We start from the raw sequence: 12,832 nt of genomic DNA on the forward strand, positions 1-12,832 counted from the left end.
TTTGGTGTGATCCTCCCCATGAACCCTCGTGTGGCGCTCAGCCGAAGCGGCCCGCCACATAGTCCGCCGTCCGCTCGTCCTTGGGGGAGCCGAAGACGTCGTCGGTGGCGCCGGACTCCACGATTCCGCCGGGGGTGCCCTGTTCGGCGAGGAAGAAGGCGCACCGCTGGGAGACGCGGGCGGCCTGCTGCATGTTGTGGGTGACGATCACCACGGTGACCTGTCCGGCCAGCTCGTGGATCGTCTCCTCGACCCGGCGGGTGGAGGTGGGGTCGAGCGCCGAGCAGGGCTCGTCCATCAGCAGCACCCGGGGGCGTACGGCGAGCGCGCGGGCGATGCACAGGCGCTGCTGCTGGCCGCCGGAGAGGGCGCCGCCGGGCTGCCGGAGGCGGTCGCGGACCTCTTTCCACAGGCCCGCGCGGGTCAGCGACTCCTCGACCAGCTCGTCCTTCTCGCGGCGGCTCGCGCGCGTGCCGGTCAGGCGCAGTCCGGCCACCACGTTGTCGTAGATCGACATGGCGGGGAACGGGTTCGGCTTCTGGAAGACCATGCCGATACGGCGGCGGGCGTCCGTCAGGCGCCATGACGTGTCGTAGATGTCCTCGCCGTCGAAGAGGACCTCGCCGCCGAAGGCCGCCGAGGGGATCAGCTCGTGCATCCGGTTGAGGGTGCGCAGGAACGTCGACTTGCCGCAGCCGGACGGGCCGATGAGCGCGCTGACCTGGCCCGCGGGCATGGTCAGGGACACCTGGCCGAGCACCTGGTGGGTGCCGAACCAGGCCGAGACGGCGCGGGCTTCGAGGGTCGCGGGGGCGGCCGTCGCGGTGGTGACGGGGAGGACGGCGGTGTCGGTCATGGTCACGGGCACGGTCATCTCTGGTTGCCTCGGTTCACAGGAGGTTCGGCAGCAGTTCGGTGGTGCGGGTGGCGACCTGGAGGCCCAGGACCGCGACGAGCGGGGCGAAGACGATCCATGTCTGGTGGCGGCCCCAGCGGTGCCAGGCCCACACCGCCGCTACGGCGGCCAGCAGCAGCGCCTGCAACCACATCACCAGGGGCCACGGCACGCCGTCGGGGCGGGCGAGGGGTTCCTCGGCGGTGGGCAGGGTGCCCGAGCGGATCACCGCGGCCGGGGTCTGGAAGGCCTTCGAGATCAGGTCGGCGTCGACGCGTAGAACGCCGGACGGCATGTAGTGCGGGCCGGTGGCGGTGACCAGGACCAGCCGGCCCTCGCCCGAGGCGATGGGCGCGGGTGCCGGGTCGCCGGCCCGGCGGACGTCGACGACCTGGTACTTCGCCTTGCCCTGGCCGGTGGTCACGCTGAAGGTGACGCCCGCGCGGAGTTCGGCCAGCCGTCCGAACGGGCCGCCGTAGGCCGCCGCCCGGCCCATCAGGACGCTGGTGCCGGACTGTCCGGGCAGCGGGGTGTCACGGCGGTGGCCGGGGCCGTCCGTCAGGACCGTGGAGTCGGTGCCCTCCAGGACGACCTGGCTGAGGTCCAGGGACGGGATGTCGATCAGTGCGACCGGGGTGCCGGGGGCGAGGAGTCCGCCCTGCTGGTCGGTCTGGGATACCGGGGCGGTGCCCAGGGCGAGTTGGCCGCGCAGTGCGTCGAAGTCGGCGTGCTGCGCGGAGTGTTGCTGGGCGGCGCTGAACACGAGGAGCTGCGCGGTGATGCCGAGCAGCAGGGCGGCGAGGCTGAGCAGGCCGCCGCGGGCGAGGTGGCGGACGGCGGTGACGCTCCGGACGAGCGTGCGCGGCGCGGCCGGGGTGAGCCTGATGGGGGTGGCGACGGTCACTGCGGCCCGCCTCCTTCGCTGTCGTCGGCTGTCTGTCGTCGTCATGGGGCCGCCGGGGAGACGCTGAGGTCTCCCCGGCCGCACGGTCAACTGGGTCTGGATCAGGTGGACTTGATGACGAAGTTGGCGCCGGAGCGCGCGTTCACCGTCGAGGAGCCCGCGTAGTACGCGTGCAGGGTGTGCGAGCCCTTGCTCAGCTTCGGCAGGGTGATGGTCACCTTGCCGCCGCTCAGCGTGCCGCTCGCGATGATCTTCGTGCCCTGGTAGATGCGCACGGTGCCGGCCGGGGTCGTGCCGGTCGCGGTGACCTTGACGGTGACCTTCGCGCGGGCCGTGTGGCTGATGGTGGCGGGCGCGGTCTTGGAGATCGCCGGGGTCGCCTTGGTGATCTTCAGGGAGACGGAGGCCGAGGACGCGTTGAGCTTGGTCGCGCCGGCGTAGGAGACGGACAGGGTGTGCGTGGCGACCTTGAGGTGGTTCGACACGTTGACGGTGACCTTGCCGGAGCTGTTCAGCGTGCCGGTGCCGACGACCGTCGAGCCGTCCTTCACGGTGACCTTGCCGCTGGGGACGACCCCGTGCGTGCCGGTGACGGTGACCGCGACCTTCGGGGTCACGCCGTACGCGGTGGTGGCGGTGGTCGCCTTGGTGGTGCTCGCGTACTTGACAGCGCCGGTCCAACTGGCCGCCGTCCCGGAGCCGTTGACGTTGGCGCCGGTGACCGTGGCGGTGTAGGTGCCGACGGCCAGGCCGGTGAAGGCGTACGACGTGGTGGTGGCCGGGAGGTCCTTGACGGCGACGACGGCGCCGTCCGAACCGGTCAGCGTGACGCGGTAGTCGGTGAGCGGGAGGCCGGTGGCCGCCGGGGCGGTCCAGGACAGCTTCACGCTCGCGTCGCCGAGGGTGGTCTTCAGGGCGGGCGCGGCGGGCGTCGACAGGTCGACGCCGGACTCCTCCAGGCCGCCGAGCTTGGCGTGCTTGGCGAGGTTGACCGAGCCGTTGTACGACTCGTTCATGAAGCCGAAGGACGCGATGACCGACTCGGCGCTGTCGGAGGCGAGGGCCGCCTCGTGGGTGCCGCTGGTGACGAAGACGTCGTAGAGCGCCTTGTCGAAGAAGAGGCCGCTCGGGTCGATCGCGCGGCTGGGGACGACGTTGTAGACGTCGCGGCCGAAGGTGGAGTTCTCGTAGTAGCCGCTCACCGGGGTGAGCTTGCCGTTGACGGTGGTGACCGGGCTGGTCGCGCCGGTGTCGCCGGGCAGGACGACGGAGGCGAGGTGGCCGCCGGCGGTGGCCGCGGTGGTGCTGTAGTCGGGGGCTATGCCGTTGTTCTGGGCGATCCAGCTGCCGACCGAGAACGGGACGAGCGCGCCGTCCTCGGTGAGGGCCGCGTTGCCCTGGTTCTCCTGGACGACCGGGATGCTCGGGGAGATGGTGCCGTCGGTCAGGCCGATCGCGGCGAGGAAGAACTTGCGGGTGCCTGAGCCGCTCTGCGGGATCTTCGGATGCACGGTCTGGCCGTTCACCTCGGTGAGCGAGCCCGCGTAGATGTCGTGCAACTGCGCCACCGTCAGGGTGTTCAACGCCGTGCCCCGCACCGCGACACCGACCGCGTCCCGGGCGAAGGGGATGTAGGTCAGGGCGCTGCCGGAGGCGGACGGGCCGCTGGAGGAGCGGGCGAAGTCGATCTGGCCCTTGACCGCGACACCGGCGCTGTTGGGGAACTTGTCGCCGGTCAGCGACATGCTCAGGGCGAGACGGCCGTTGCCGGAGCCGTTCGGGCGCAGGAAGGCCGCGCCGCCGGAGCGGGTCGTGATGGTGGACGTGGTGGAGCCGGTGCCGGGCTCGATCGCGTCGTAGGAGGCGATGCCGGCGCCGTCCGCCGTGACCGCGGTGGCGGCGTAGCTCTTGGCGTTCACCGTGTCGCCGGCGAGGGCGTTGAGCACGTCCTGGGTGGTGTCGGAACCCACACCGACGAGCTGACGGAAGGTTCCGGCGGGGGTCGGGTCGGCGGACGCGGGGCTCGCCAGAGCCAGCGTGCCGGACACCACGGCGGCGGCGACCATGGCCGCCGAAAGGCGCATTCTGCGCATTGCGGTTCTCCAGGAGAGAGGAGGTGAGGCGGATCTGGCAGGGTGGTGCGGGCCGTCCGCCCCGACTGCCTTTCGGGGCGGACGGCCGTCCGTGGGGAGCGCCGCGCGGGCGCTCGGGGTCAGCCCCGGCCCGGCGGCAGCAGCCTTCGCAGCCGTTCGGGCAGGGCGAGTTGGGGTACGACGGTCATCGACCGGCCGCCGGGCAACGGCACCCGGAGCGGCAGCCGGGCCCGGCCGCCGCCCGCGAAGGGAGCGCCCACACCGGCCACCGCGCCGAGGGCGGCACCGACCGGCACCGCGTAGCGCAGCGGGCTCGCCGGATCGGCGGGCGTGGTGCCCGCCGCCGTCGTCTGAACCGCCTTGCCGCCGTCGTACGACGGCGAGCCGCTCGGTACGGCGCTCGCGGCGGCCGGGGTGGCTGAGGTGGCATCGCCGGCCGGGCCGCCCGCCATGAGCCCGCTCGATCCCTCCCCGGTGCCGATCGTCTCGCTGCCGCTGGTGGAACCGCCCGCGCCGCTCCCCGCCGAGCCGTCGCCGCCGGTCGCGGTGGTCGGGCCGGTGTAGTGCAGGAGCGCGGTGGCCGTGTGCTCGGCGGCGGTACGGAACCTGGTGGGCAGCGGGGCGTAACCGGCCGGGAGCAGGCCCGGGTCGGCGCCGCTGACCTGGCCGTTGGCGGCCGTGTAGCGCAGCAGGGCCGCGTAGTCCTTGCGGGCGGCGGCGTCCAGGGAGCCGGGGCGGACGGCCGCGTAGACGAGCTCGGCGAGCGGGTAGGCCGTCTTGGCCGTGGTGTTCGCGGGGCTGATCTCGGCGACCGGGCTGCCGGTGGCGGTGTTCGCGGCGGCGGTCAGCGAAGTGGCCGTGGGAGCGACGAACTTGCCCGCGCTGTTGCGCAGTCGGGCCGTCTGCAGTCCGTAGCGGGCGGCCGAGGCCGCGTCGGTCACCGTGATCACGAAGCGGGAGCCGACGACCTGCGGACCCGGGCTCTTGAACACGGGCGGGTTGGCCAGCGAGTCCCAGGTCGACTTCCACAGGGTGTCGGCGCGGCGGGTGTGCAGGGCGCCGGAGTGCATGTCGTCGACGTAGGGGTGGAAGTCGCCCATGCACTGCTTGTCGGTGGCGCCGGTCCCCGGCGGGATCGTGCACCACGGGTCGCTCTTGGGGTAGTCGTCGGAGTGGGACGGGTCGAAGGCGATACCGGTCGGGTTCACATCCGCGTTGGTGGAGTAGTACGGGTTGACGCGCATCCCCCAGTCGTCGGAGATCCCGCCGAGGAACTGACGGGCCTCCTTGTCCGACATGATCCACTGCCACAGTGCGCGGGCCGTGTCGCTGTGGCCGAGCGCGGTGAGCAGATCGGTGTCGGTGGAGGGCGTCTCGGCGACCGAGAGATACGCGAACTCCGGGTTCAGGGAGATGAATTCGGGGTCGCTCGCCAGCCCCGCCGGGTTGTTCTTCGCCCAGCCGTAGCCGCTCGCGGCGGTGCCGCCCAGCACCGCGCCCCAGGGGGAGTTGCGATACGACTCGGTGAGCAGCTTGGCGACCAGGCGCGGGGTGAGGTCGATGGACTCGACCTTCGTACCGGCGAGCTTTTCGACCGACGCGGGGGCGCCGGCCTTGGCTCTTCGCTCGATGGTGAAGCCGATGACGGCTCCGGACAGGGCGACCGGGGCGTAGGCCGTCGTGCCGGAGGGTGCCGTCGTGCCGTCGTCGGCGCCCAGCGCGCGGGTGGTGAAGGCGAGTCCGGAGGAACCGTCGGCGGTGAGCCGGGACCGGGTGTCGGGCTCGCCCAGTTCCGTGTAGCCGTAGACCGTGCCGGTCGGGCACAGGGCGGCCTGCCAACTTGTCATCGCGTCGGCGACAAGTTCGCTGCCGGTGGTGGCACGTTCGTCCGAGCCGAGCGCGCAGTTGGTGCCGACCGGGTTGAAGTGCAGCGGGATCGCGACGCGGTTCTTCCAGTTGGTGGAGGAGACCGGGGAGCCCGCGTTGACCTGGCTGCGGTCGGCGTACGGCTTGCCGTCCAGGTCGAGATGGCCCTGCGGGACGATGACCAGCCAGCAACTCCTGGGCTTTGTCACGCCGTTGGTGGAGACCGGGGTGCCGCAGCCCAGGTGCGGGGCCTCGTTGGCGGTCTGGACCTCGAAGTACTCCTTGCCGGTGCCGTCGGCGCCGGTGCGGGCGAAGTCGACCTCGTTGGTGGTGTTGTGGTTGAACAGGGCGTTGTTCTGGGTGCCGCTGGTGATGACCGTGCCGTCGACCGACTTGAAGGGGACCTCGCCGGGGGCGTTGGGGTTGGCCGCGCCGTAGCGGTCGTCCTGGCCGTAGTTGGTGGGGTCCGCGCTGTAGAAGACCTTCCGGGTGTCGTCGTAGTCGTTGCCTGGCCAACTGCCCCGGTCGGTGGTCGGGGAGGCGCCGTACTGGCACTGGGTGCGGGACGGGCCGGGGTTGGCGGGGACCGTCCCGTCGTCGTCGCCCCAGCACTGCATGATCTGCACGTAGTCGGTGTCGAACAGGGTGCCCGCGAGCGTGGTCGACGTGCCGCCCGTCCAACTCACCGTCACCGCCTGGCTGGTGAGGTGGGTGGTCTGGTCGACGGTGAACCGCATGTCCTTGAACTCACCGCGCCCGGCCACCGTCACGGCGGAACTGGTCGTCGCGGCGGCGGGCGGCGCGGCCTGCGCCACGGCGAGCCCGACGAGGGCGCCGGTGGCGGCACCGGCGAGGAGGCGGCGCAGTATCCGGCGGAGGTGTCTGTGCGGAGGTCGGCGCGATTCGGGGGTGCTGGTCATCGTGAACTCCCCTCGTCCTGGCGGTCGTTGGTGCCGCGAGTCGTCATCAGACGGGAGGCGATCGACGGGAGGAGCAGGAGACCCAGGACCAGGATCGCGGCGAGCAGCATCAGGGTCTGGGTGGTGGTCCAGCCCGGGTCGGCGGAGACGGCGACCGGCTGGGCGAGGGCGATCGTGCCGTCAGCGGCGGCTGCGGCGGTGCCTGTACCGCCGGTGCCTGAGCCGGTACCGGTGCCGCCCGAGGTCAGGGCCTGGCCGGTGTCGGGGTCGACGGACGGTTGCGCGGAGCCGCCGCTACCGGTGCCGCCGACGGCGGAGGCGCCGGTACCGCCGACCGTTCCACCGGTGGCCGTACCGCCGCTGCTCCCACCGGAGTCGCTACCGGTACCACCCGAACTCCCACTGCCCGTCGACGACTTGGCGCCGCCACTGCCCGTGGTGCAGGCGGTCGCCCCCTGCTTGTCGCAGGCCGACGGGTAGGGCGCGGTCTCCGCCAGCTTGTTGCGGCCGTCGGTGGTGAAGGTCGGGTTGTTGCAGTTCTTGATGTTGATGTTCTGGGTCTGCACACCCGGGATGCGGCGGATCTGGTCGAAGCCGGCCTGTACGAGGTTGATCGGCAGGGGTGAGTAGCCGAGCGAGGGCGCCTGTTGCTGGCCCTGGCACATGAAGTAGTAGGAGAAGGCGCCGAGCGTCTTGCCCTTGGTCTTCGTGAACGTGCCCTGCACCTTCAGCGGCAGGATCATGTACGAGTAGCTGGACAGCGGGTAGTTGCGCCGGTCGGTGTCGTTGTAGACGCCGTTGAGCTGCTGGGTGAGGTAGTCGGCGGAGCTCTTGTTGGTGTTGATCTTCGCCTTGAGGAGCGAGACCGCGACGTTCTGCGGGGTCGGCTCGGTGTAGTAGCCGGCGTGGTTGAGGACCTTGGCGACCGGATAGTGCGCGTTGAGGGCGTACGAGTAGTTGACGTAACCGATCGCGCCCTCGCCGTAGTTCTGCGCGATGTAGCCCGCGACACCGAGGTCGCCGGACTGGGCGATCATGCCGGAGACGGTCGGGTAGTACGAGGTCTGCCCGCAGGCACCCGAGCGGCCGACCTTCGCGCAGTACGCGTTCCACAACGACTTGTGCTGGGCCGCCATCCACATCGTGAACTGAGCGGTGGAGCCGGAGCCGTCGGAGCGGACGACCGGCACGATGGTGCGGTGCGGGAGCTGGAGCCCCGGGTTGTCGGCCTTGATCACCGGGTCGTCCCAGGTCTTGATGACCCCGGTGAAGATCTTGGTGACGACGGCACCGGAGAGGCGGAGGTTGGTGACCCGCTTCCCGTTGACGGTCAGGTGGTACATGAACACGGTCCCGCCGGCCACGATCGGCATATAGGCGTACGACCCCGAGCCGGGCCGCTCCGCCGCGCTGCCGTCCGTGGGATGCGTCTGGAACGGGATGTCCGACACCGCGAAGTCGACGGTCCCACTGAGGAATTGACGCCGCCCGTCGGAGGACCCGGTACCGGCATAGCTGATCCGCATCCCGTACTGGTTCACCGCCCGCCGCCACTCGTCGACGGCGTTCTCCGCCCAGGTAGAACCGGCCCCGGCGATGGGCGTGTAACTGTCGGCGGCAGCGGGCCCGGCGAGGGGCCCCGCCAGCAGCGCGACGAGCGCGGCGAACACGGCACCGAGGGTTCCCAGCGCCCGTAGGGGCCGGGGGAGGGTGAGATGGCTGGGCATCATCAGGCGGTCTCTCCGGGGGCGGGGGCGGGGGCGGGTTCCGGTGCGGGGGCGGGTCTGGGTCCGGGTGAGTCGTCGGGTGCGGGCGGCCCCTGTAGGGCGGGTTCGTCGTTGGCGGCTGCGGTCGGTTCGTCGGTATGCGGGTCCTCGCCCTGCTCCCGCACCTCGAACAACGACAGTCCCGGTGACCGGAGTTCGTCGAAGCGGGCCGCGTCCCGCCGCGACGCCCGGGCCGTGCGGCGGGCCTGGGTGCGGGTCTGTTGGCCGGGGCCCCGGCCGCCGATGATCCGGGCGATCACGAACAGCACCAGGACCAGGGCCATCAGCACCGCCGCCGCCCCGAACCCGCGGGCGATCATCGCGGGTTCGGGAGAGCGGACGAAGCTGAAGACCGCGAGCGGGAGGGAGATCATCGGGCCGTGCAGGGGGTCGTAGTTGGTGGCGGCCGTGAAGCCCGCGGTCAGCAGGACCGGCGAGGTCTCGCCGATGCCGCGGGCCGTGCCGAGGATGACGGCCGTGGCGAGTCCGGAGCGCGCGGTCGGCAGCACCACGTGCCACACCGTCCGCCAGCGCGGCGCGCCCAGCGCCTCCGCCGCCTCGGTGAGCGTCCCCGGCACGAGCCGTAGAACCACGTCCGACGCCCGGACCACGATCGGCAGCATCATCACACTGATCGCGAATCCCGCCGCCAACCCCGACTTCTCCATGCCGAGTTGGAGGACCCAGACGGCGTACACCATCAGGCCCGCCACGATGGACGGCAGCGCGGTCATCGCCTCGACGATGGTGCGGACGAACCGGGAGAACCGGCCGGGGATCTGGTTGAGGTACACCGCGCAGGCCAGCCCCAGCGGGACGGTGATCAGCAACGCGATGGTGATCATGAGGAGGGTTCCGACCATCGCGTGGGCTATACCGCCGACGCCCAGCGGGTCCAGCGGGCCCGCCGCCTGCATGTCCTGGTGGAAGAAGTTGAGGTACGTGAGCGCCTCGTGGCCGCGCCACAGAGTGAAGCCGACGACCATCGCGAGCGCGGAGAACAGCAGCCCGGCCGCCGTCCACAGCACCACCGTCATGACCCGGTCCCGTACCGCCTCCCCGTTCTCTTCCAGACCGGTCAGCACGCCGTACACGGTGAGAAAGACGACGTACCAGGTGACCGCGAAACCCAACGCCCCCGAGAACGGCGCGAGTTCACCGAACAGCAGCACACTCACACACAGCCCGGACACCGCCGCCCCGCACAGCGCGAGCACCCCGGAACGGGTCGGCCCGCCGATCCGCCGCGGAATGTCTGGCAGTTCGGCAGCGGCGGACTCCGCCTCGACGGACGCCGCGACCTCAGCTGCCCCTTCTGCTGCCTCTTCTACTTCCTCTACTTCTTCGACTTCTTCTACGACCGTCATCTCATGCCTCGCTCTGCGCGCCGGACCGCGAGCGGGCCGCGATCGTGGAGGCGGTGAAGTTGACCGCCAGGGTGAGCAGGAACAGCGCCAGGCCCGCCGCCATCAGCGCCGACATCCCGAAGGGGGAGGCATCGCCGTAGTGCAGGGCGATGAGGGAGGAGACCGAGTTCGAGCCGGTCTGCAGGATGTGCGGCTGGATCACGAAGACCGGCGAGATGATCATGTAGACGGCGATGGTCTCGCCCATCGCCCGCCCGAGCCCGAGCATCGTGCCGCCGATGATCCCGCCCTTCCCGTACGGCAGGACGACCGCGCGGATCATGCCCCAGCGGGTGGCGCCGAGCGCGTAGGCGCCCTCGCGTTCACCGGCCGGTGCCTGCGCGAAGACCTCGCGCATCACCGAGCACTGGATGGGTGCGACCATCAGCGCGACGACGATCCCGGCGACGAACGCGGACGCGGTGTAGACGCTCGCGGAGGCGAGCGGATCGCCCGGGTGGGTGCCGTCCACCGTGAAGAGCGGGATCCAGCCGAACCAGTCGGAGAGCCAGCGCGACAGCCCGATCACGTGCGCCTGGAGGAAGAACAGCCCCCAGAGGCCGTAGACCACGGACGGTACGGCCGCCATCAGGTCGACCAGGCTCACCAGGGTGCGGCGCAGCCCGCGCGGTGCCACGTCGGAGATGAACAGCGCGGTCCCGACGGCCAGCGGCACCGAGATCGTGACCGCGACGGCGGCGATGAGCAGCGTGCCGGTGAGCACGGCCGCGATGCCGAACTTGTGGACGTCCGGCTGCCATTGGGCCGTCGTCAGGAACGACAGCCCGGTGGCGCGCAGCGCCTGCGTCGCCCTCAGCAGCAGGAACAGTCCTACGGCGGCCATGATGCCGAGGACGACGGCCCCGGCGGCCGTCAACTGGAAACGGAAGACCCGATCGCCGAGCCCGCGGACGGCCTGCGGCCGTCTGGGCGGCGGATCGAGCACGGGTCTGTGGGGCTCCGGTCTGCCGGAGCCCTCCTGCGCGGACACCACGTGTCCCCCCACTGACGGAAACGATGCGCTCCGCGACTCCGGGTGGATGCCGCGCGGAGTGAGTCAATGGCCGAATTCTTTCGGCGCAGAGCGTCATATGTGGAGGATCGGTGAACGGGTCATGTCACTTCGGTGGGGCCGCTGTGGAGGAGGCGCCAACGAGGGCAACCATGGCGTCTGTGGGGGGGCAGCCTGTGGGGTCGGTTGGACTGGTCGGTTGGACTGGTCGGTTGGGGTGGTCGGTCGGGGTGGTCGGTCAGGTCAGTTGGGCTGTTCGCCCAGCACCGTACGGAGCCAGTCGAGCGGGTCCATGCCGAGCAGTTGGTCGGCGAGCTCGTTGGCCGTCTTGGTGACGAGGCGTCCGCGGCTGTTGTCGATCCAGCGCTGGGCGAGTTCGTAGCCCTGGGCCTTGTACTCGATGCCCTGGAGCAGGCACTCCAACTTGTCCGCGTCCCGTGCGCAGACGGCTTCGGCGGACTCCCGAGCCTCGTACTCCGCGACCACGTCCTTGACGACCGTTGCGAGGAACTCGGGCATGCCCGAGACCTGATCGGCGGTCACCGCCTGGGGATCCGCCTCGCCGGCGTACTTCTTGCCGAGATGGTTGACGTCCCCGGTCCGGGTCTCCTGCGAGTCGTGCCACACCGCGAGGAACGCGGCGCGCGCGGGATCGGCGCCTTCCAGCGCGGCGATGACGGAAGCGATCAGCGAGGTGCGCCAGGCATGCTCGGCGACACTCTCCGGGTCCCGGACACCCGCCATCCACCAGCCGGTCCGCCGGGACGCCTTGAGCGTCCCGCTCTCGAACAGGAACCGTGCAACCTGGGCCATTTCATCGGCCACGGTCGGTCTCCTCTCACGCCTCGGCAAGGCGGATCGCGTACATGATGCTCTCAAGCTCCCGGTGCGCGCGGTCCGACAGCTCTCCGCCATCCAACATCACGGGCAGCCGGTCGCGTAGAGCACGGGCCGCCACACCGGACTTGAGGAGATTCGGCCGGACGGCGAGGAGTGACCACAGCGAGTGGATGTTGAGGTCCACGTATCCGTGGTGGGGCGCGAGTCCCTCAACGAGGTGGGCCAGCAACTTGTCACCAGGCCACGGCCCGGGCGTACGGGAAGCGATGAAGTCGTCGGACAGTTGCAGGTGTTGGCTCTCCCCGACCCAATAGGCCCAGTAGTTCAGGTTCGCGGCTTCGCCCGCGTCATCGTCCATCAGTGCCGAGTTGATGAAGTGGTTCATCCGCTCGCGGTCGCCTTGGCGTGCGGCGACGGCGGCCACTGAACGGGCGTTGAGCCAGCCGACCAACCATCCACGGGGGCGTTCGGTCGCCTGCTGGTGCGCCAGCCATTCCGAGGCGTCGGGCTGATCGTCGTAGCCGGACAGGTACAGAGCCTGGCGCCGCAGTAGGAACTGTGCGTCGCCTCGCGCCTGCTCCGCCGTCTGCCGCATGTGTGTGAAGAACCGCCGTCGATCGTCCGTCGGCAATTCGGGCGCCGACGGCACAGGGCCACGCCGCTGCCGCGGGGGCGAAGGAAGGCCCCGGACGGTTCGCGGTGGAACGCCGTTGAGAGGCCATGCCAGGACTTCGACCAGGTCACGTTGCATGACCCAGGCACCCAACGGACTGTCCTCGGCCGACACATCGCCATCCAGAGCACTGGCAAGGAGGACGTCCGCCTCCATCGCCCGCTCTAACGCCTGCAGGAGGGCAGGCACAGTACCCAACCGCATCAGGCGGCGGCGGTACACGAGAATCTGCCCGACCGGCACGGCGGTCAGCGGCCGCCGCCCGGACTCCCAGCCCGCGACCGTGTCCGCGGAGACGCGTAACTGCTCGGCGATGGTCTCCTGCGTGTGCCCCAACTGCTCGCGTATCAGCCGGAAAACGTAGCCCGAAATGACCCCGCTTCTCGACCGCGACGGTGAACCCCGACCACCAGTCAGGGTTGGTCCTGCACCCGACGGCATACGACCACCCAATCCC

The 12,832-nt window shown here is 70.7% G+C and carries 9 protein-coding genes; all 9 read right to left on the minus strand.

The genetic code is table 11. The features are described 5' to 3' along the window. Nucleotides 1–37: 37 nt before the first annotated feature. The 9 genes from pstB to ABZT04_RS03255 all read right to left on the minus strand — a co-directional run bounded on the left by pstB (nucleotide 38) and on the right by ABZT04_RS03255 (nucleotide 12,816). Nucleotides 38–856, minus strand: coding sequence for a phosphate ABC transporter ATP-binding protein PstB (pstB, locus tag ABZT04_RS03215; protein ID WP_356052357.1), 819 nt, complete (start codon nucleotides 854–856; stop codon nucleotides 38–40). 34 nt (nucleotides 857–890) lie between these two features. After that, nucleotides 891–1,799, minus strand: coding sequence for a sortase (locus ABZT04_RS03220; protein ID WP_356052359.1), 909 nt, complete (start codon nucleotides 1,797–1,799; stop codon nucleotides 891–893). 101 nt (nucleotides 1,800–1,900) lie between these two features. After that, a complete protein-coding gene (locus tag ABZT04_RS03225) occupies nucleotides 1,901–3,892 on the minus strand; it encodes an Ig-like domain repeat protein (protein WP_356052361.1) in 1,992 nt (663 codons plus the stop codon). Between the two features lie 119 nt (nucleotides 3,893–4,011). Beyond that, a complete protein-coding gene (locus ABZT04_RS03230; protein WP_356052363.1) occupies nucleotides 4,012–6,678 on the minus strand; it encodes a hypothetical protein in 2,667 nt (888 codons plus the stop codon). Continuing rightward, nucleotides 6,675–8,408 (minus strand): phosphate ABC transporter substrate-binding protein PstS, encoded by a 1,734-nt coding sequence (locus ABZT04_RS03235; protein ID WP_356052365.1) that lies wholly within the window; start codon nucleotides 8,406–8,408, stop codon nucleotides 6,675–6,677. The genes ABZT04_RS03230 and ABZT04_RS03235 overlap by 4 nt, the downstream gene beginning before the upstream one ends. After that, a complete protein-coding gene (gene pstA, locus ABZT04_RS03240; RefSeq protein WP_356052367.1) occupies nucleotides 8,408–9,811 on the minus strand; it encodes a phosphate ABC transporter permease PstA in 1,404 nt (467 codons plus the stop codon). The genes ABZT04_RS03235 and pstA overlap by 1 nt, the downstream gene beginning before the upstream one ends. A 1-nt stretch (nucleotide 9,812) precedes the next feature. After that, nucleotides 9,813–10,841, minus strand: coding sequence for a phosphate ABC transporter permease subunit PstC (pstC, locus tag ABZT04_RS03245; RefSeq protein ID WP_356052369.1), 1,029 nt, complete (start codon nucleotides 10,839–10,841; stop codon nucleotides 9,813–9,815). A 264-nt stretch (nucleotides 10,842–11,105) separates the two neighbouring features. Beyond that, nucleotides 11,106–11,687, minus strand: coding sequence for an HD domain-containing protein (locus ABZT04_RS03250; protein WP_356052371.1), 582 nt, complete (start codon nucleotides 11,685–11,687; stop codon nucleotides 11,106–11,108). Nucleotides 11,688–11,700: 13 nt separating this feature from the next. Next, a complete protein-coding gene (locus ABZT04_RS03255) occupies nucleotides 11,701–12,816 on the minus strand; it encodes a helix-turn-helix transcriptional regulator (RefSeq protein ID WP_356052374.1) in 1,116 nt (371 codons plus the stop codon). Nucleotides 12,817–12,832: the final 16 nt, after the last annotated feature.

It is taken from the genome of Streptomyces sp. NPDC005492, assembly GCF_040605995.1.
In the GTDB taxonomy this organism is placed as follows: Bacteria; Actinomycetota; Actinomycetes; order Streptomycetales; family Streptomycetaceae; genus Streptomyces.